22 protein-coding genes are annotated in these 20,193 nt (G+C 34.0%); 4 read left to right on the forward strand and 18 right to left on the reverse strand.

What is annotated here, in order from left to right:
* The first annotated feature begins 120 nt into the window (after positions 1–120).
* Positions 121–960: an AraC family transcriptional regulator gene (locus tag HUW50_RS05555; protein WP_066329015.1), complete on the forward strand. Its 840-nt coding sequence runs from the start codon at positions 121–123 to the stop codon at positions 958–960.
* A 77-nt stretch (positions 961–1,037) separates the two neighbouring features.
* Here HUW50_RS05555 and HUW50_RS05560 read toward each other — a convergent pair whose 3' ends face one another.
* The 12 genes from HUW50_RS05560 to HUW50_RS05615 form a co-directional block, all read right to left on the reverse strand.
* Positions 1,038–1,697: a PspA/IM30 family protein gene (locus tag HUW50_RS05560; RefSeq protein ID WP_185653757.1), complete on the reverse strand. Its 660-nt coding sequence runs from the start codon at positions 1,695–1,697 to the stop codon at positions 1,038–1,040.
* A 1-nt stretch (position 1,698) separates the two neighbouring features.
* Positions 1,699–2,100, reverse strand: coding sequence for a hypothetical protein (locus HUW50_RS05565; protein ID WP_066329020.1), 402 nt, complete (start codon positions 2,098–2,100; stop codon positions 1,699–1,701).
* A 332-nt stretch (positions 2,101–2,432) separates the two neighbouring features.
* A complete protein-coding gene (locus tag HUW50_RS05570) occupies positions 2,433–3,038 on the reverse strand; it encodes an alpha/beta hydrolase (RefSeq protein ID WP_185653758.1) in 606 nt (201 codons plus the stop codon).
* Complete coding sequence (locus HUW50_RS05575) at positions 3,035–3,985, reverse strand: ring-cleaving dioxygenase (protein ID WP_260445702.1); 951 nt, start codon at positions 3,983–3,985, stop codon at positions 3,035–3,037. The genes HUW50_RS05570 and HUW50_RS05575 overlap by 4 nt, the downstream gene beginning before the upstream one ends.
* A 35-nt stretch (positions 3,986–4,020) precedes the next feature.
* Positions 4,021–4,629: a flavin reductase family protein gene (locus HUW50_RS05580; protein WP_066329030.1), complete on the reverse strand. Its 609-nt coding sequence runs from the start codon at positions 4,627–4,629 to the stop codon at positions 4,021–4,023.
* A gap of 24 nt (positions 4,630–4,653) precedes the next feature.
* On the reverse strand, positions 4,654–5,592 hold the full coding sequence (locus HUW50_RS05585; protein ID WP_185653760.1) for a ring-cleaving dioxygenase: 939 nt from the start codon (positions 5,590–5,592) through the stop codon (positions 4,654–4,656).
* Positions 5,593–5,739: 147 nt separating this feature from the next.
* Complete coding sequence (locus tag HUW50_RS05590) at positions 5,740–6,138, reverse strand: DoxX family protein (protein WP_185653761.1); 399 nt, start codon at positions 6,136–6,138, stop codon at positions 5,740–5,742.
* 459 nt (positions 6,139–6,597) lie between these two features.
* On the reverse strand, positions 6,598–6,768 hold the full coding sequence (locus tag HUW50_RS05595) for a Fur-regulated basic protein FbpA (RefSeq protein ID WP_083964500.1): 171 nt from the start codon (positions 6,766–6,768) through the stop codon (positions 6,598–6,600).
* A 26-nt stretch (positions 6,769–6,794) separates the two neighbouring features.
* Positions 6,795–7,208 carry an IDEAL domain-containing protein gene (locus HUW50_RS05600; protein ID WP_185653762.1) on the reverse strand — a complete coding sequence of 138 codons (414 nt, stop codon included), beginning with the start codon at positions 7,206–7,208 and terminating at the stop codon, positions 6,795–6,797.
* Positions 7,209–8,020: 812 nt separating this feature from the next.
* Positions 8,021–9,124, reverse strand: a complete 1,104-nt coding sequence (locus tag HUW50_RS05605; RefSeq protein WP_066329043.1) for a GerAB/ArcD/ProY family transporter — start codon at positions 9,122–9,124, stop codon at positions 8,021–8,023.
* A gap of 17 nt (positions 9,125–9,141) precedes the next feature.
* Positions 9,142–10,320, reverse strand: a complete 1,179-nt coding sequence (locus HUW50_RS05610; protein WP_083964501.1) for a Ger(x)C family spore germination protein — start codon at positions 10,318–10,320, stop codon at positions 9,142–9,144.
* Positions 10,317–11,819 (reverse strand): spore germination protein, encoded by a 1,503-nt coding sequence (locus tag HUW50_RS05615; protein WP_232328995.1) that lies wholly within the window; start codon positions 11,817–11,819, stop codon positions 10,317–10,319. Before HUW50_RS05615 ends, HUW50_RS05610 begins: the two co-directional genes overlap by 4 nt.
* 396 nt (positions 11,820–12,215) lie before the next feature.
* Between HUW50_RS05615 and HUW50_RS05620 the strand changes: the two genes are divergently transcribed.
* Positions 12,216–13,325, forward strand: a complete 1,110-nt coding sequence (locus HUW50_RS05620) for a YibE/F family protein (RefSeq protein ID WP_066329316.1) — start codon at positions 12,216–12,218, stop codon at positions 13,323–13,325.
* A complete protein-coding gene (locus HUW50_RS05625) occupies positions 13,322–14,080 on the forward strand; it encodes a YibE/F family protein (RefSeq protein ID WP_066329045.1) in 759 nt (252 codons plus the stop codon). Before HUW50_RS05620 ends, HUW50_RS05625 begins: the two co-directional genes overlap by 4 nt.
* Before the next feature lie 201 nt (positions 14,081–14,281).
* Here HUW50_RS05625 and HUW50_RS05630 read toward each other — a convergent pair whose 3' ends face one another.
* Positions 14,282–14,860, reverse strand: a complete 579-nt coding sequence (locus tag HUW50_RS05630) for a LysE family translocator (RefSeq protein WP_185653763.1) — start codon at positions 14,858–14,860, stop codon at positions 14,282–14,284.
* A gap of 133 nt (positions 14,861–14,993) precedes the next feature.
* Here HUW50_RS05630 and HUW50_RS05635 point away from each other — a divergent pair, with 133 nt between their 5' ends.
* Positions 14,994–15,926 (forward strand): LysR family transcriptional regulator, encoded by a 933-nt coding sequence (locus tag HUW50_RS05635; RefSeq protein ID WP_185653764.1) that lies wholly within the window; start codon positions 14,994–14,996, stop codon positions 15,924–15,926.
* A 474-nt stretch (positions 15,927–16,400) separates the two neighbouring features.
* Here HUW50_RS05635 and HUW50_RS05640 read toward each other — a convergent pair whose 3' ends face one another.
* The 5 genes from HUW50_RS05640 to HUW50_RS05660 form a co-directional block, all read right to left on the reverse strand.
* Entirely contained in the window at positions 16,401–17,006 is a 606-nt protein-coding gene (locus HUW50_RS05640) for a P-loop nucleotide/nucleoside kinase family protein (RefSeq protein ID WP_066329051.1), read from the reverse strand.
* Between the two features lie 112 nt (positions 17,007–17,118).
* A complete protein-coding gene (locus tag HUW50_RS05645) occupies positions 17,119–17,985 on the reverse strand; it encodes a class II fructose-bisphosphate aldolase (RefSeq protein WP_066329053.1) in 867 nt (288 codons plus the stop codon).
* A gap of 51 nt (positions 17,986–18,036) precedes the next feature.
* Positions 18,037–18,432 carry a hypothetical protein gene (locus tag HUW50_RS05650; RefSeq protein WP_066329054.1) on the reverse strand — a complete coding sequence of 132 codons (396 nt, stop codon included), beginning with the start codon at positions 18,430–18,432 and terminating at the stop codon, positions 18,037–18,039.
* A gap of 31 nt (positions 18,433–18,463) precedes the next feature.
* Positions 18,464–19,753: a PTS sugar transporter subunit IIC gene (locus HUW50_RS05655; protein ID WP_066329055.1), complete on the reverse strand. Its 1,290-nt coding sequence runs from the start codon at positions 19,751–19,753 to the stop codon at positions 18,464–18,466.
* Positions 19,754–19,789: 36 nt separating this feature from the next.
* Complete coding sequence (locus HUW50_RS05660) at positions 19,790–20,098, reverse strand: PTS sugar transporter subunit IIB (RefSeq protein WP_066329056.1); 309 nt, start codon at positions 20,096–20,098, stop codon at positions 19,790–19,792.
* Positions 20,099–20,193 lie beyond the last annotated feature (95 nt).

Genomic DNA, 20,193 nt, shown 5'->3' on the forward strand with positions numbered 1-20,193 from the left:
CCTTATATCATTTTAGTTCCATTGTATACGATTACAAAACAGGATTATATATAATATAATGGAAAGCGATATAAGAAAAAGGCACTGATTAAACAACGATTCCTCGAAAGGAGTGTACCAATGAAAAAACATTTTCTCATCCCATTAAATGAAAGTAAACTGCCGCTTTTTGCTGAAACGATTGGTTTCAATCCTACACAAGAAAATATTACACGGCCAAATGGTTATCCTTATTACCATTGGATTCAAACTGTTAGCGGACAAGGTTCTATCATGATTCAAAATCAACAGATCAACCTCACGGCTAATAACGGGATCCTCCTTCTACCGCATATGGCACATTCGTATAAAAATGAACAAAGTGATTCTACTCCATGGAAAACACTTTATGTAACATTTGGCGGGATGATGGTAAAAGAGATTTTGATTACACTTGGACTCTATCAATCTGCTTTTTTTCACTGGGAACAAGAAGCACCAATTTCCACATTCATTACGAAAGTGTTAAAACAAAGTGACGAGACAACAGACAGCTTTAGCATAAGCGCCTCTTCCCATGTCTATGAATTTCTCTTGCTTTTAAAAAAGTATGGGAAAACCGATAAAAGTAGCTTGAAAGAAACCAATAACTTAGTTACGTTATATTCACTCATTGACTGGATGAAATCCCATATTTCCAACCCAGATGTCAGCCTTGATGAAATGGCTCTCTTTATTAATACATCAAAACGCCATTTGAATTCGTTGTTTCAAAAGAACTTTCACGTAACACCCTATGCCTATTTAGTGAATTTACGAATTCAGCAAGCTAAAAAACTCCTTTTAGAAAACAATTCAGCTACAATCGGTGAAATTGCCCTGCAAGTCGGTTTTCGTTCCTCAAGCCATTTTGTGGCTACTTTCAGAAAAATGGTCGGGATTCCTCCAGAAAAATACCGGCATTTAAATGGTGTATTTTGATTCAGAAAAAGAAGCACATAACCTAATCTGCTAGTGCTTCTAAATAAATATTTTTACATTAGCCTTCCATAAACGAACTATTTTTCACTTTTTAGCTTTTCGATTTCTCTATTTAATTCCTCTTCATTCACATAGTTACGATATGCAGCATCATGAATTGCGAAGGAATTCGCAAATTGGCTACCAGCTTGTGCCTCTGATTCCATTAATAAAACTCGTTCTTCTGCACGGGCAACACCTCTAACTATTGTATCGGCTTGGAAGGAAACAGTTGCTTGCTGAATATGTTTAATAGACTGAGCCACATTCGCACGCGATGCTAATAATACTTTCTTATGCTGTAATTCGTTATAGATTTCTTGTAATTCATATAATTTTTCCTTAAGTATTTCCGTTTGTCCTTGAATCGCTTCATATTGCTGTTGATAGAGACTGAGTTGCTTTTCGTGCGTTAATTTTTCTTGCACAGCTAATTTCGCCATCATATCCTCTTCCTGCTCAATGGCAAGCTTTGCTTGTCGTGTTCTTTTATCCACTACATTCTTTGTTTCCAGAATAAGTGCTGCTTGTTTATTTTCTACAAATATTTGACGAGAAAGAGCCTTCTGAGCTTTCGCCATTTCTTGCTCCATCTCTCTCGAATACTCATTTAACATAGCTATTGGATCTTCCATTCCATCCAGTAGTCCGTTAATATCAGCCTTTGCAATTGTTTTTATTCTTTTAAAAATACCCATATTAGTCATTCTCCTTTTTATTTGTTATGTTTCTTTCCCACTGATCTAAAATACTTACATTTTGGTTTATCATCGGTTTATGTGAACTCATTAAAGATGTATCGATAAGCTGTTGCATCGAAGAAGCCTTTGATTTCTTTCTTAGCCATTTCACTAAGAAAACCAAAATAGCAATCCCGATAATAAGGAATACTAGTAATCCAATCCATGAAAATCCTCCATGATGAGGGCCGTTCATCATATGACCGCCTCCAAAACCTCCTCGTGGTCCCATTCTTTCTGGACCATGTCCATGTGGTCCTGCTGCAAGGGCACTATATCCCCCTAACAGGAAGTAGACTCCCAAAACCATTGGAGTGATGATTGCACCCCAAAAAATTGTTTTCTTATACTTGAAATTCATCGTTCTCTTTCCTCCTATCATTCTTGATGATTATAGTTTAGTAGAGTTTGGTGAAAAATCGGTGAAAGGGATAAACGGATAGCAAAAATTTTTCTATCAAGCGAGGTAGGGTCTTGCACCTTAGTGGGGCGTAATAAAAAAGCCCGCTTCCGATTGGAAGAGGACTCATTTTAATAGAAGAATTTCAAATGAATAATCTCATATTGTCTTGCCAAATTAAGCTTTATTAAGAACAAGCTCCAGCTGTAAGGAGAGTTCATTCTTAGTATCCAAAACAAACAATCGTAAGTAGTTTTGTATCACGTGATCCGCAAAAGTTACTATTTTCTTGATTACAAATTACAATACCACTGAGCGGCAGCTTCAACTTCTTCCATTGTCAATTGATGACCTCTATTTTCCCAATGAAGTTCTACTTTTGCATTTGCTTTCTCTAGTAACGATTGAAGTTCAGAAGATTCCATTGGCGAGCAGATTGGATCATTTTTCCCTGCTGCAATAAATACCGACTTTCCTGACAAATCAGGAAGTTCAATTCCTTTTCTCGGTACCATTGGATGATGAAGAATTGCACCCTTTAATGCACGTTGGTAGTGAAATAATAAACTTGCAGCAATATTGGCCCCATTAGAATAACCAATCGCAATCATATTTTCTCGATCAAAACTATACTTTTCTGCTGCTTCATCAAGAAACTCATTTAATTCCTTCGTGCGAAAAACAAGGTCTTCTTCATCGAACACACCTTCAGCTAATCTTCGAAAGAATCGGGGCATACCATTTTCTAATACATTCCCTCTAACACTTAACACGGAAGCCTCATCATCAATTCTTCCCGCAAGAGGTAAAAGGTCTAATTCATTTCCACCAGTACCATGAAGTAAAAGTAACGTTGGTTTTGTTAGATCTTTTCCTTTATTAAAAATATGTTTCATCATTTATCCCCCTCCAGAACACGAACCTCCACACTAGGTAAGGTTTCTTCTAATTCTTCTCGCTTTGACTCTAGCCATGATGGTAACATGAGTTTATTTCCAATTTCAGTGACAGGTTCATCAACTGAAAAGCCTGGTGGATCGGTCGCTATTTCGAAAAGTATGCCTCCACCTTCATGGAAATACACTGCTTTGAAATAGTTTCGGTCACGTATTTCAGTCGGATAATATTCCTTGTCTTGTAGCAGTGATCTCCACTTGAGAAGGTCTTCTTCATCCTTTGCCCTCCATGCGATATGGTGAACAGTTCCAGCTCCCATTAGCCCGCGAACCGAAGGAGATAGCTTAATATCAATTATATTTCCTAGATTCCCTTCAGATCTAAATCTTAGAAATCCCTCTTCATCACCAATGCATTCGAGTCCCAATATATTTTCTAGAACCTCCGCAGTTTTATTAGGTTGTGCTGAAATTAAAACAGCTCCCCCAAAACCTTTAATCGCATTTTCTGCTTGAATACCCCCAAAGTTCCTATTATTTTTTGGTCCTTCAGTTCGTTCTATAAGTTCAAGCTGGAGCCCGTCAGGATCAGTGAATTGCAAATACCGTTCACCAAAGCGTTCAGAATCACTAAATTCAATACTGAATTTTTGTAAACGTTGTTCCCAGAAATGAATGGATCCTCCTGGAATAATAAAGCTAATGACTCCGACCTGTCCTGTCCCAATTCGACCTTTTAACTGATTAGCCCATGGAAAAAAAGTAATAACAGTTCCTGGTTCACCAGTTTTGTTACCAAAATAGAGATGATACACTTCTGGACGATCAAAATTTATCGTCTTTTTTACAAGTCTTAACCCAAGTACGCCAGCATAAAAGTCAATATTTCTTTGGGCATCGTTAACCATCGCTGTTATATGGTGGATACCAGGTGTTTTTTGCACTTTCATCATCTCCATTCTTTTCACGGGTTTGATTCTAGAATTCAATTTGGTCGCTCTATGGAAAAAATCTCTCCTATTTTCGCATAATTTGTTCCTGCTAATCGGCTCACAGCAGCTAAGCCCCTTGGATCAATTCTTCCATTTTCATAAATGCTGTTTTCAATATGAAATTGAACAACTTTACCGATGATAAGATCACACCCAGGTGAGTCCAATCCTCCCAATTCTAAAGAATGTTCTAAAATACATTCCATTCGAATTTTTGCTTCTTTTACACCAGGTACCGAGATTTTATCACTATCAACTGGTGTTAATTTACCTAGCTCTATTTCGCTTTGATCAGGAGGAAGGCTAGCCGCTGTTTCATTCACCTTTTCAACATTTTGCTCATCAACTATATGGATAACAAATTCTTTTGAACCAATGATGTTTCTCGCTGTATCCTTTTGTATTCCCTTTGAACGTTGAATTGATAATGAAATCATCGGTGGATTGGATGATACGATATTGAAGTAGCTAAATGGTGCACCATTTAAAACGCCATCCTTTGATAGGGTTGTGACAAAAGCAATAGGTCTAGGTATGATGCTACCTATTAGAAATTTATAATTTTCTCTTTCTGTATTTTTAGCAGGGTCAATTGATAGCAAAGAAATCACTCCTTCACATGAAACTTATTCTAACTCTCTTACTTCAAACTTTAGTAAACTTCGTTCAATCTGTCCTCTAAATTGTTCATACTGTTCTGGTAACATTAATTTATCTCCCATTGTCGCTACGGATTCATCGTGTGCAAATCCAGGAGGATCTGTTGCAATTTCAAAGAGAATTTCCCCATGTTCTTTAAAGTAAATGGCATTAAAGTAGTTTCTATCTTTTACAGGAGTTACACCATAGCCATTCTCTGCAATATACTCTTGCCAATCCAATTGGTCTTGGTCATCAATTGCTCGCCAAGCAATGTGGTGTACTGTTCCTACACCCATTTGCCCACGTCCTATTGGGGTTATTTTCAAGTCAATTACATTTCCAATTTCTGCAGAAGAACGATAACGGATAAAATCCCCTTCCTTTGAAATAAGTTCTAATCCCATAACCTTTTCTAATAATTCCGCAGTTTTATTTGGCTGAGTGGATAATAGTGTTGCTCCACCAAATCCTTTTATAGCAACTTCCGGAGTTATTCCTCCAAAGTTCCATGAATTTTCTTCCCCTTCTTCCCTTTCAACAATTTCCAAGTGAAGCCCATGTGGATCATCAAATTCCAAATATTGTTCCTCAAATCTCTCCATAACAGTAAAAGATACATTGAATTTTTCTAGTCTGTTTTTCCAGAAGTTCATTGCTCCTTTTGGAACAACAAATGACGTAACTCCTACTTGACCGTCTCCTATAACTCCTTGATTAGCTCCAGCCCAGGGAAAAAAAGTAATGATTGTACCTGGTTTGCCACCTTCATCACCAAAATAAAGGTGGTAAGTGCCTGGGTCATCAAAATTGACTGTTTGTTTCACTAAACGTAGACCTAAAACACCTGCGTAGAAATCAACATTCTCTTGAGGATGACCAACTATTGCTGTAATGTGGTGAATACCCATTGTGTTTTTACTCATTTTATTTCAACTCCTATTTTAAAATTTCAAATAGTTTCTTAATAAAAATTCGCTAACTGGTTTACGGTACCCTCTATTTCTAGTATATAAATCTGCCATTTACTCACACATATACCTTTAATCAAAACATCTTCACTTCAAGATATATTAAAATAAAAAAGCATCGAGACTATACTGACCAGCACCTATTAAAGCTATGCCGATAGCAACCGCAAGCAAGGTTAGGTTATATTCGTATCCATTTGATGTTGCCCATAATCCATTTGGAGCGTGCACTTTAACAATAGCCATTAACATAGTTCCTGCAATCATAATTCCAGCAAGTGGAGTTAAGAATCCTAAAGCGAATAAAATTCCTCCAATAAGTTCTGCTAATCCCGCGAACAGAGCCATAGTTACTCCTGGCTTCATGCCAATTGACTCAAACCATCCTCCTGTCCCTTTTAATCCATAACCACCGAACCAACCAAACAATTTTTGAGCACCGTGACCAATAAATAAAACACCAATTACCAATCTAATTATTAATAATCCAATATCTATCATAATTAATTTCCTCCAATTAATTTATTTTATCTTGAATTCGAGATATATGATTATAAAAATTTATTTTTCCAATCAGCATTAGCAATATAAATGGATGATTCGTGCACTTTCTTTCCATGAGACACCTCCTTATTGAATTCCTCGCAATTTATCTCGAATTAATTAATCTTGAATATGAGATAATTTTATAATCTATATTTTCTTTTGTCAATAGCTTTTCGAAAGTCTAAAAAAATTGTATTATCTAATCCAATCATGTAGACTATGTCCTCTCAATTTAAATGTGACATATATACAAATGCTTTGTTCAGCCTTCTTAGATGCAATTGATCTTGATTAAGAAAGTATTGGTATGGTCAAATTCCAGTATGAGCCTTGAATAATCTGACTGAATTTAAACATGCAAAATAAAGAAAGCAAAAAGGCTGTTTCCAATCTCATTGCAATCATGAATTGATATTAAATTGCATTGTTTCGACTCTCCACAGTCTTATACTCATTTTCTAATTCAGGTAAGGTCAACTCATATAACTGACGATTATCAGATGATTTATACCTTTTCATCTTTAACAACTTTTGAATCATCTTTTCTTTCGGATTCATCATTGCTTTGATAGAAATATTGTTCATATTTTCACGCCTTTTGAAAAAGAAATTTAAATGAATAAGTTTTCTTCGTATCGCTGCACGTAAATGTCTAATTTTGATTTATTTTTACTCGCTTCTGTTAATTTCTTTGTATACTGTAGAAATGATTCTTCATCACCTTTTTCCAGAGTTTGATCGATCTTAAATTGTAAATAGTTTACTTTTAAATCTAAATCCACTAACGACAAAATATATCCACACTTGAAATAATGTTCCAAATCTTCAATCGCTATAAAAAAGTCTCTGCTTTTATTAATAAAAATTAGAAAGTACCAGCCGAAGTCATCGATGTATCTGCGCTCGTTCGTTACTTCCAAAATATCTCCCTTACTTATTGTCACGACATCTGCATGCCCGCCATCTGGGCAAAAACAGTCAATTTGATGTTCAAACATAATTTCAGCAATAAAATATCTGCTCATACACTTATCTCCTTTTTGAAAAATAACCAACTGTGATATGTAACATCCTGGGTTATTAGGCTATTAACTCTGTATTGCCACTCTTGAAAAAAGAATGATTTCATCACCAGATGATAATAATTCTCAACAAAAGACATATTTAATGCTCGTATAACGAAAGAAAACAGGCTTCGATAAGCTCCAGTCCACAACATGTACAATGAGTATAGGCAAAATTCTGGTCATCAACAATTTCTTGTCTAAAAGCACACCATTCACAAATCAACATAGTTTCTATACCTTTCTAAACCTATTTCTTTTATTCTAAAAACAAATGATAATGATTATCATTATCTTTTTTGTGTTATATTTGATAACCATTCTCATTGTCAAGAGAATCTCTTGTTCTTAATCTATCTAGAAGTTAAGAATAATGATTTATTTATTCTTGTTACCTGATACTCCTGAAAAACCACTCTATAAGGATAAAGCGACTTAGATATTGGTTATGAATGATAAAACATGTTAAACATATTAAAGTAAACCTGTGATCATAAATTCTTTTAGATTTCTTTTTTACAAATAAATAATAGCTTGAGGTGAATCATGTGCTTACGTTAGGCATTCTTATCTCCATATTGATTAGTACTTTCGTTCTTATTGTCTTTCTAGATATAATGCAAGGTAATGATATATTCGAAGCTTGGTTTAATCTTAAAAATATCTTGAAAGTAGCAAGAGGAGAAGATTATTTTCTTATCACGATTTTTATTGTTTTATTTCTACGATTATTTTGGTACCATTTACGCGGAAAGAAATAACCTCTATTTATTTTATGAAGTAACTTGTTTTATTTTTCCTTTTATAAATACTGAAATTAATAAAAGTACCGGGATGATTATTTGAAAAGGTATATGAAGAAGATAAGGGACTTCTTTTAGCCCTTCATCTAAATGATCTTGGTAACTAGGTGCAATAATAATCGACGATATATAAATAATTGCTCCTACAAAATAAGTAGGAAACGAACTAGGTTTTAATTTGAACATGTTGTTCATTCCAATGACTGCACAAAAGAAAAATATTGATATTTTTATAAATGCTAGAATCACAACTAATAAGATGATAAAAGTATCTAATCGCTGGAGAAATCCTGCGATATTTATATAGCCAACTGCTGTAAGTGCAGGAAAAGCAGATCTTGATACGACGTCAGTTCCTAGTATGCAAATTAATAAAAGCGTGTTTAATGTTAAATACAAACCCACGAATACAACCGCCATACCTCCAACCTTCATTATTTTCGTTTGTTTATTTATATAAGGGAATATCATAGACAAGATAATTAATTCCCCATAAGGAACCGTAATATTTAACGGTATTAATTCTTTTAGTATCGGTTTCCATCCCTCTACAAGAACGGGTGTTACATTTTCAAAATGGATTAAATCACCTATTACATAAAAGATATTTATTATTAATAATGTGAAAGCAATCATAATAAAACAAATGCAAACTGCCTTTGTGAATACTTCTATACCAAAATTCACTGCGTAGATTAAGACAAACGTCATGCAGATACCAATTGTAATAATTGAAGTTTTATTGTATGGGGCACTAATTAATAATTCCTCAAAGTCTCGTAAAACTCTTGAAGCGATATAAATAAAATAAATGATATAAAAGTACCCAATTATACCTCCGATGTATTTCCCCCATATCTTCCTAACATATTCTGTTAAAGGTAAATCCGGAAAATGCTTGTGGAGTTGATAATAAACTGTAAACACAATCAATCCCGCAATAGGAGAGATTAGAGTTACGATCCACGCATCTTGTTTTGCTCCACTGCCTAGATCTAAAAAAATCGTAGTCCCAAACATGAAAAGAACCATCATACAGAATAATTGAATGCCATCAATTTTAACTTTTGACAAAACAACTCACCTCTTGGTTATTTAGTTTCATAGGGATCTGTAATCATTCCTGAATTATTGATAAAAGTATTCACATGGACATCAACACCTGCATTAGTGAATATTTTGTCCCACTCTTTTTTATGTTTTTTCCAATATTCAGGGTCTTCCTTTGATAGTTTATTTCCAAACCCAAAAACATCTGATCCAGCATCTTGTGCGATTTGAATGGTTTGTTTTATTTGGTTTGCGATTTCTTTTTCTAAATCATTTTCCAACTTTTTCAACACTTTTGCTTTACTAATATCAATATTACAATTTGTTTCACCAATTTCACTGTTTAATGTTACGTTAACTTGTAAAGTTGGACTAGGTTTTAAAACAGTTTTAATTGAGCTCTTACTTCCTTTGGTCATAAATGTAATGTGCTTATTTTCATCACAGGATATAGGAAATGACGTACTTTCTAATTCTGATAGAATTAAATGAGCAGTACGAGCCATTTCTCTATCGTACCAATTTACTAATTTATTATGATTAAAAATCGCTAAACCACTAACTTCTATAATTGCTGGTTCTATATCTTGTAAATTTTTAGTTTGGTTTCTCGATTTTAGGTCCTTATTTAATTTAATCCCAGTTAATAGAAGATCTGTTCCTTCACTAGTTAGGGCAGAAATGACTTCATATACAGGCTTAACCTTTGCACTCGCATACATTTTTTGATTGTTTTCACTTGTACTAATGATGCTTTTTGTTGGGTTTGACTCAATAGGTTCAATTACCCCTAAAATGTCTTCAGCAGTCGAACCTCTTGCAATAAAAACAGGCATATACGTTCTAGCATTTTCCCCTCGTTCAAACGAATCAAATAATAAATTTAGTCCGTCTCTCGCCACCTCTTCACCAATGACTAATAGAGATAGATGTGTGACGTCGTTTTCTCTCGGAATGACGGTAGATGCCATTCGAATCGCATCATAGATCGTTTTAGATTCAACTGTATAATTCGTAACTGGTATTCCATTAGAAGGGCCTGTTGTCGATAATTGGCTTGGATTCATCACTTGATAGGTAACACGGTATCCATTTTCTACATCCTGAGAGCGATCTATTCCCATAGCAATAATCAGACCTAATTCATTTAATTCTCGATAGTTGGAACACCCAGTAAACAACATCATACATAGAAGCATCATTATATAGATTTTCTTCATTTTTGATCCCTTCTTATATTCACGCGAGTTTCATTTGATTTATTTACCGGTGATTTCCTAAGCGCTGAAATAATTGGAAAACGAATTAAACCATCTCTTTGTTCATCTATTCTTAAAGGTGCAAAAGGAGCGAAATAAGGTACACCTAACGATCGTAAACTACATATATGTAGTAAAATACATAATGAAATTAGTAAAATTCCATAAAAACCAATAAAAGCAGAGCTGCAAATTATCATAAAACGTAGCCCTCTCGCAATATTCACAATACTTGTATTCGGAATCGTAAAGCTACTAATTGCAGAAGTGGCTACAATGATAACAATTGCAGCTGAAACAAATCCAGCCTCAACTGCTGCTTGCCCTAAAATGAGTGCTCCTACAATAGAAACAGCAGGACCAATTGCTCTAGGCATACGTACTCCAGCCTCTCTTAGCACTTCAAATGCTAGTTCCATAATTAATAATTCAACGATTGCTGGAAACGGAACCCTCTCTCTTTGGGCCATTAACGAAACCATTAATGTAGTGGGGATTAATCCATGATGGTGTGTGATTAAAGCTAAATAGATTGCAGATGCATACATATTCACAAAAAATGAGCCAATTCGAATCAATCTTACAAAAGAACTAAAAATACTGTTTTCATAATAATCTTCTGATGATTGAAAAAACTGGATGAAGAATACCGGTATAATTAAGACAAATGGTGTCCCTTGTATGAGAATAGCAATTCTGCCTTCTAATAAATTCGCAACAACAGTATCTGGCCTCTCAGAATTCTGCAAAAGAGGAAAAATTGTATTTCTGTTGTCTCGAATAACCTCTTCTATATAATTGGAATCAAGTATACCGTTTAACTCAATCTTCTTTATCCTGGACATAGCTTCCATAACCATGTTCTTATCCGCAATTCCCTCAATATACATAATGCCAATATCCGTTTTTGTCACGCTTCCTACTTTTGTACGTTCAAGCCTTAATTTTGAATTTTGAATTCGTGCACGAACTAATGAAATGTTTGTACTTATATTCTCTGTAAAACTATCCTTTGGACCCTTAATTACTGTTTGGGTAGTTGGTTCAGTAATAGAACGGGATTGAATTTTTTGTGTACCAACAGTTATTGCCTTTGTATTGCCATTAATCAAAATCACTGTATTTCCAGCCAAAATACGATCTAAGAGTTCAGACCAGTCTAAAATAATATTGATGGAGGCTACAGATATAATTTGAATGATTTGATCCACCAAGTCTTTTGTAGTATTGGTAGACTCGATTTCTTTAAGAAGGTGTATAAGTGGTTTGATCACATTTTCATTTATGCTTTGTTCGTCTACTATACCTTCAATATGTATGATGGAAACATTTGAATTAGTGGAAAATTTGAGTTTTCTAATAGATAAATCGGCACTGTTTCCGAATTCATTCTCTAGGTTTTGGATATTTTCATCTACATTCTCGCTAATTGGAATAAAATTATTATTTTTTCGTAACACAATAAATCCCCTTTAGATGAAATGCCATACATTTTAGATCATTATTATGTTTCCCGGAATAATCTTAATTATGATTTAGATTTTAAGAGGAGAGGAAATACGAATAAATATTTTTGAAATAAGTCATAGAAATTTCTACATATCGTAATAAGAGACGAATTGAATCGGAGAAACTATTGACTGTTAAAAAACATTCCTGTTATTCTAAGTCCATTGCTGAGTACCGTCATTAGGCTTGTGTAGTGGAGACACCATGCTCCCCGGAACAATGCCTTTTTTTTGCAAAAATCACGAAAATCTCAATTAGTTTCTGTAACTAATAAATCTAAAATTTTATCCATCCTGATAGTTGGAGGCTTTTTTTTGAAGAATGTTATTGTAAATAAATTTAAGAGAATGACTTATAAACAAATTCTTTTTTACACCATACTAACACTTTGCTTTGCCGTCTCAATTGTTTTTGTTAATCACAATTATTCATTCTATGAACGTCCTATAGCCAAAGTCATCGAAACGAACTTGGAAGATACAACTGAAAGTATTGATATCCATGATAACGAGGATAAGATATTCACTCAGAGTATAATAGCCGAATTGAAAAATGGAGAAGAAAAAAGACATCTTATCCACTTAACTAATGAGTATTCATCATCCGGAGGCTATGATCAAGAATATCATGTTGGGAATGATTTGTTTGTTTCGATTGATTCAAACACAGTACAAAATAAAGAGTTAACTGGAACCATAAATGACGTTAAACGTGATAAATATGTTTTGATTATTGCATGGATTTTTATCTTCACTTTACTTTTCGTTGGCAAAAAACAAGGGTTGTTTTCTATCATAAGTTTGGCAGTCAATGCCATTTTATTATCATATTCATTAGATATTTATCTGAAAACATCAAACATGAGTTTGTTATTGATATGCAGTATAAGTGTTATTTTATTTACAGGCATTTCTTTGTTACTCGTTAACGGTTTTAATGAAAAAACATTTGCAGCTATTGTTGCGACCTTGTTAGGAACTTTTATTTCGCTGTTAATTACCTATCTTGTTATGTGGTTAACTGCTGAAGAAGGACTTCGATATGAAGAAATGCAATTTCTAACCCGGCCTTATAAAATGGTGTTTATGGCAGGGGTATTAATCGGATCTTTAGGAGCCGTAATGGATGTAGCCATTACAATGTCTTCTTCTATCTTTGGGTTATATGAAAATAATAATAGCATCCCAATAAAAGCACTGAAAACGTCAGGATTGGATATTGGTAAAGATATTATGGGAACCATGACAAATATATTGTTTTTTGCATATATAAGTGGTTCCATCCCAATGCTTATTTTATATTTGACGAATGATTCTCCATTGGCGTTTACACTTTCCATGAACCTTTCATTGGAATTAGCTCGAGCCTTAGCGGGTGGTATTGGAATCGTGTTAACGATTCCGATAGGTTTATATACATCTATTTTTTTCGTTAATAGAAAGAGGGCAAGATTATGAGTGTATTAGTATTAATGGCTGCCATTTTATTTCTATTGATGATCCTTATTGGTGGAAAAAAAGGGGCACGGTCTTTTATTGCTTTATTTTTAAACTTTGGTGTACTCTTTCTTACTATTCTTTTTATGACAGATCCAAATGTTGATCCGATTACCTTAACAGTGATTTCATCTACAGTGATTAGTTGTATAACTCTATTTTATATTAATGAAGTGAACCGCAAAACAACAGCAGCATTCATTTCTACTATTATCACTATTGTTATTTCACTCTTTTTTATTGTTATCGTGACAGAAAATTCCATGATTCAGGGGTTTGGTGAAGAAGAAATAGAGGAGCTTAGCATGTTTTCCATTTATATTGGAGTAGACTTTGTTAAAGTTGGAGCTGCCATGATTATCATGAGTACAATAGGTGCGATTACTGATGTTGCCATTTCCATTGCATCACCAATGCGCGAAATATCTCATCATAATCCATTAATTAGTAGGAAGGATTTATTCACATTTGGATTAAGTATTGGGAAGGATATCTTAGGAACAAATACAAATACGTTATTTTTCGCCTTCTTTGGAGGCTATCTGGCATTAATTATCTGGTTTAAAGATTTATCTTATTCTATTGGGGAAATTGTAAATTCAAAAGTATTTAGTGTTGAAATGATCACTATACTTTGTGCCGGAATTGGTATAGCTCTGGTTATTCCAATTACTTCGTTGATAACTGCCTATTTTTTTGTGAAAACAAGAGAATAACCTTAAATAGGCTTTATGACAATAAAGTATATGTACCACATCCAATAGTTAATTTTGCTGATAAATGAAGGAAACCCAATCTTCCATAATGGTAAGGTTGGGTTTTTCTTCTAAATCTTTGAAAATCCTTAATGTATATTGCCAGTCAACCTAATTACAAACCTTCATTATCTTTTCCTTTTATTATAAGCTATTGGGTTATCACAGAAAAATAGTAACCGCAGAATAAATCAATAACAAGCACATAATGAACCGAAATGACTTATCATGTTTGGTAAAAAAACTTTTGAATAGCGAGCCAAACCCTGACCATAGAAGCAACGCTAACCAACCTAGAAAAATGGCTAAAGATAAATAGAAGACAATAGATTTACTAGAATGATTGAACGGCAGAATAAAAGCACTCATCACTGTTAAAAAGAACAATATGCTTTTAACATTTATAATTTGAAAGATAAAGCCTGATAAAAAGGAAGATTTCACATCACTAAAATTCTCCTTGGAACTTTTTGAAAGACCCACCTGCCAAGCCAAATAGAGTAGATATATTGCACCGGCAATTTTAAAATATGGCTCTATAATTGGAACTAAATTGTATAGACCAGTTGTAAATACTCCACTCATAATCCCAAGTGCCGCAAATCCTGCCAAGATACCAATCATAAACCTCCATGACCCTAAAAAGCCAAATCTTCTCGCTTCATTCATCATTAAGATGTTACTTGGCCCCGGTGTAATTGATGTAATAATCACATACGAAAGAAACGCTATTATACTCATAGACTCACCTTCATTTACTAATTTACGATCGAACAGCTTTTATTGTATGATGATCATAGCTATAAATAAAATTGAAATTTAAAAATTCATTATCATTTTTTTCAATACATCATACAACATAAGGAGAAATGATATGGAAATTAGACACCTTATAACATTTCAAGCTATTGTAGAAATAGGAAGTTATACAGGGGCTGCTACGAAGTTAGGTTATACTCAATCTACACTAACTTCACATATACAGGCTCTTGAACGTGAGATTGATGGGGAGCTTTTTACTTATATAAATAGAAATTTGCATCTTACTCATTTAGGGAGAGAATTAATACCTTTAGCCGAGGATTTACTTTCCACTCACGAACAGATTAAGAACATGCGAAGCACCAACCAGGTTAAGGGAGTACTAAAAGTGGCTGCACCAGAGTCTTTAACAATCTCTAGGTTAGGCCCAATAATAAGGGAATATTCCTTAAAATATCCTAATGTTAAATTAATATTAACCAACGGTACTTGTGGGCAAAACCAAATTGACTTAATGAGTGGACGAGTAGATGTTGCATTCATGGTCTATCCAGAAATAAAACCTGAAAAATGCATTCATTATTCGTTAATTGAGGAAAAAATCGTTCTTGTAAATGGAAATAGCGGTCCAGCACACTTTGATGAATATAAAAAAAATAACACCAACCATTATTTCATTACAAATGAAGAAGGTTGTAGTTATCGGTCAATGTTCGAAAGATATCTTTTAAAGCATGGAGTGCACAACTTTCAAACAATGGAGCTATGGAGTATAGAAGCAATCAAACAGATTGTTATGAGTGGACTTGGATTTTCTGCCTTGCCATATATGACAGTTAAAGAAGATGTAGAGAATGGTAATCTAAAAGTCTTGCCTCATTCTGAAAAATTTGAACCAATTTATTCTCATATGCTGATCAAAAAGAAAAAGTGGTTATCTCCTGCTATAGAAGCTTTTGTGGAACTTGTTATAAATTCGATTAGTGAAACTGATAAAGATATGTTTGTTCAAGATCAAGAAATAGAATTAATCAAGCAAAGCTAAAAAACCTTCCAAAACTATAACAGTATTTTCCATGAACAGCACTATTATAGATCATTACCTAGCTTGCTTATAATTGTTTCAGCTTTTAAAAAGGAAATAAGCGCTAATCCTTGATCAAGGATAGCGCTTGATTGTTAAAGACCCTTATTAACTGGTCAAACCGTTCGTCCATCTCTCAATAAAATAAAATTGTTATGCAGCTCCCTTTCATTAATCGATATCCTAATTGCCAAGTCTTTAGTTCGTAAAACAAAATCTCTGACACCTATAAATTCAGATTCAGCAATCAAATAGAATTGTGTTCCCTTTTTTAGACCTTTAAAATCATTCTTAAGCTTATATATCTTCATTTTATTACCTAGCTACTTCCTTTTAAATTTATTGATCACTGGTGACCCTAACCAAACTTAATAGGTTGCAGGTCTTGCATGAATTCCAGAATTGCTAATTATTATATATTTTTTTTCAACCATTTTAATTCTCCATCTTTAAAAGATCTTCCAACAACCTAGAATAATTCACTTTTGTATAATCTGATACATCCATTTCATATAACTTACCTAATTCAAACGTATCATATCCTCTAGTTGTACATCTTTTTATAAATTCATCATAGTTTAATAAGTTATCAGCATTTCTTCTATCAGCTAAGTGATCCCCTTTTTTGTAGGAAGTTACGATATGACTCAAATGCCTTGTCGGATCTAAATCTCGGTTTTTTTGTCGTTCAAATAAAACATCTAAATCTGCAATTAATCGAATAGTAACAACCTCATAACCGTATCTTTCTACTAATTGCTGAATATGGGGTTTTTGTTTCTGACTAAAAGGATAATCAGACATAATATTGCTACCTACTTGCATTTGCTGTTCCATTATTTCATAGTACTTCGCCCATGCTATTTTTTCAATCTTCTGCTTTTCTTCTAAATTACGATAACCATACATATCACAATAAGATTCTTTCAAGTTATCCTGAGAAAGATTATAAAATAACCCTAATGTACTATTGATGATATTACTCAAGTAGGTTTTTCCTGTTCCTGGTAAACCCGCTAATAAGATTAAGACTTTATCCATCTTACCACCTCATAATCTAAAGAGAGAGTACAAGGAATTCCCCGTACTCTCTTTCTTTATTAGTCATATTTTCTCAAACTCTTATGAAAAAGACTATGAACTTTTATTGTAATTATTTTACTTGAAGGGTACGGTCTTCTTTATTCATGAAGATTCCGATTTTATGTTTGACAATTTCTTTTACTGCATGGTTACATGGAATAATATTATGTCGTAATGATTTAGTTACTTTTGTTTCTCCGAATGTTTCTTTTGCTGTTTTCGTCCATGCTACTAATAATTCAGTACCCACATTAAATTTACGAATCCCGTTATTAATTAACTCATGTATATCCATTTCATTAACACCTGTACCTCCGTGAATAACTAAAGGTACATCTACTACAGCGTTGATTTCTTTTAATAGTGGTAAATTAACTTCTGTTTTGGATTTATATTGACCATGATTAGTACCAATTGCAATGGCCAAAGCATCTACTCCTGTTGCTTTAACAAACTCTTCTGCATCTTTTGGGTCCGTGTAAACCTTATCATTCTCATCTACATGTATCCCTTCTTCTGTACCGCCAATAGTTCCTAGTTCGCCCTCGACTGAAACACCATATTTGTGTGCATATTCTACTACTGCTCTTGTTTTCATAATGTTCTCTTTGAATGGTAAATGAGAACCATCAAACATCACTGATGTATATCCTTTATTGATTGCCTCTTTAATATCATCAAAATCCCTTGCATGGTCTAAATGCAATACCACATCCACCATTTCATTTGTAGCCATCGTTTTACATACAGCAACGATATTTTCATGACCAATATATTTCGCAGTATCTATACTTGTTTGTATAATAATTGGCGCTCCTTGCTCTTTTGCTGCACGGATCATATCCGGTAACATCTCTAAATTATGTGCATTAAATGAACCAACTGTATAATTCAATTCTTCAGCTCTAAGTGTTACGTCTTTTAATGTTGTATACATGGTCAATTACTCTCCTTTTATATTAATCATTTATTTTCATTTTCTTCCTTATCAAACACCGCGTGTAACCTCTTTAGAAACTTGCATCATTTGATCCATTTTCTTTAGATATACCTGTAATAATTCTTCATTATTCACTTTTGCTGCTTCTGCACGCTTCTTGTTATAAAGTTTTAATAACGTTTTGTAACCATTTCCTAATGACTTTTTGGCCTGAATACTTTTTTCTAACGAATCAATAGCATTATCTTCATCGCCAAGTTCATTAAATGCTAAGCCAATCTCCTCATAAATTTTTGCTTGTTCTTCTCTAGATGTTTGATTTATGTCTTCTTTTTTAATAGAGATGGTCCGTAATAACGCTTCTTTTCGTTCTGCTGTTAACACTATCTCTTCGGTTGTTTCTTTTTTCGGTTCTTTCGTTTTTTTCTTACCAAATCCAAACATTACTTAAAACCTCCCTTTCTCTTCCCACATTCTAGAAAGCTTTTAAAAGTGGACCAATGAGCCATGCATATAGTAAAGCAGCTGTTACTGTATCAACATCTGTAGCTGTTGCATTGACAAATCCCATAGAATTGAAAGTCGTTACTAACAGTGCTGGTAATAATGTAATGAAGAAACCATGTACAATACCACCAATAATTGCTCCACGAATACCACCTGTTAAGTTACCGAATATACCGGCAGTACCACCCGCGAAGAAAGCTGTAAGCATACCTGGTAAGATCATTGCTAACCCAAAGACAGGTAATACAAACATTGCAATAATCGAGCCTATAGTAGTTGTGATAAACCCTACAATGACTGCATTGGGGCTAAAAGGGAATAGGACTGGACAATCTAATGCAGGCTTTGCATTTGGAACCAATCGCATGGCAATCCCTCTAAATGCCGGAACAATTTCACCTAGTAGTAAGCGAACCCCTGCTAATAATACATACACCCCAACTACGAATTGGATAGATTGTAAGAACGCAAACATTAAATAGTGGGTATCTCCTGATAATGTAGAAGCGAACTCTTCACCTGCAAACGCTGCTGTAATAATGTAAAGTGGAGTCATTACCACCATCAAAGATAGATAGGTATCTTGTAAGAATTCAAATTGAGCTGGTAATTTCAAATCTTCAACAGATTTTTTCTTATCGCCTTTTCCCCCAACAAGTTTCGCTACTCCTGCTTCAAACACATACCCAACTGTACAAAAGTGACCTAAAGCAATATCATCCATTCCAGTAATTTTACGAACAAATGGTTGTGCAATTGCAGGCATTGCTACCGCAAAGACACCCCCAATGAAACCGCCTACTAAAATCAAAGCAAGACCACGTAAACCTGCAAAGTAACCAAATACTGTTGTCATAGTAGCCATCCAAAGAATTGCCTGACCAGTTAAAAAGATGTATTTCCATTTAGTGAACCGTGCAATGATGATATTAAAAACAAAGATAGCTAAGAAAGTTAGTGCGATATCACGACCTAAACCTAACTCATTCATTGCTTGACCGTTAATAGCTTCAATCGAAGGAATAATCCCTTGCATATGGAAACCTTCTGTAAAAATATGACCGAAATATATTAAACTACCAACAATAATGCTAGAACCGGCTGACAATACCATAAACCCTAACATCGTCTTTAACGAACCAGAAATAACTTGCCCTGTTGACTTCTTTTGCAAAATTAATCCCAACATAGCAATCAACGCGATGGTGACTGATGCCTGTGTCAAAATATTCTCGATAATAAAATTAACTACACCCATGTTTCCCCCCCCATTTCTAGCTATCTCTATTTATTTTTAAGCTATAACGCCTTTTTCCCTTAATACTGGGGTGATTTTTTCTTCAATCTCTGGCTTAGATACAATATTTCTCAAATAAACAATTGTCGTTTGTTTCGGATCAACTGAAAATTTTTCAAATTGGGATTTGAAATTCTGTGCCGTAATAATAATATCGGGTTTTACTGAAACAGCAGACGAGATATCACTATGATCTAGCTTGGCATTGACACCTAATTTGCTTAATACATCCTCTGCCGCCATTTGACAAGCAAAACTGCTTCCTAAACCTGCTCCACATACAAATAAGATATTTACTTTTTTCATTTCACTCACTCCTATACACTTTTTGGATTATATATTTATTTGGTACTAGAAAAATCATTTGTTTTATATAAGTTCTTCTACATCAATTTTAATAA

Origin of the sequence: Metabacillus sp. KUDC1714, from assembly GCF_014217835.1 — a bacterium.
In the GTDB taxonomy this organism is placed as follows: domain Bacteria; phylum Bacillota; class Bacilli; order Bacillales; family Bacillaceae; genus Metabacillus; species Metabacillus rhizosphaerae.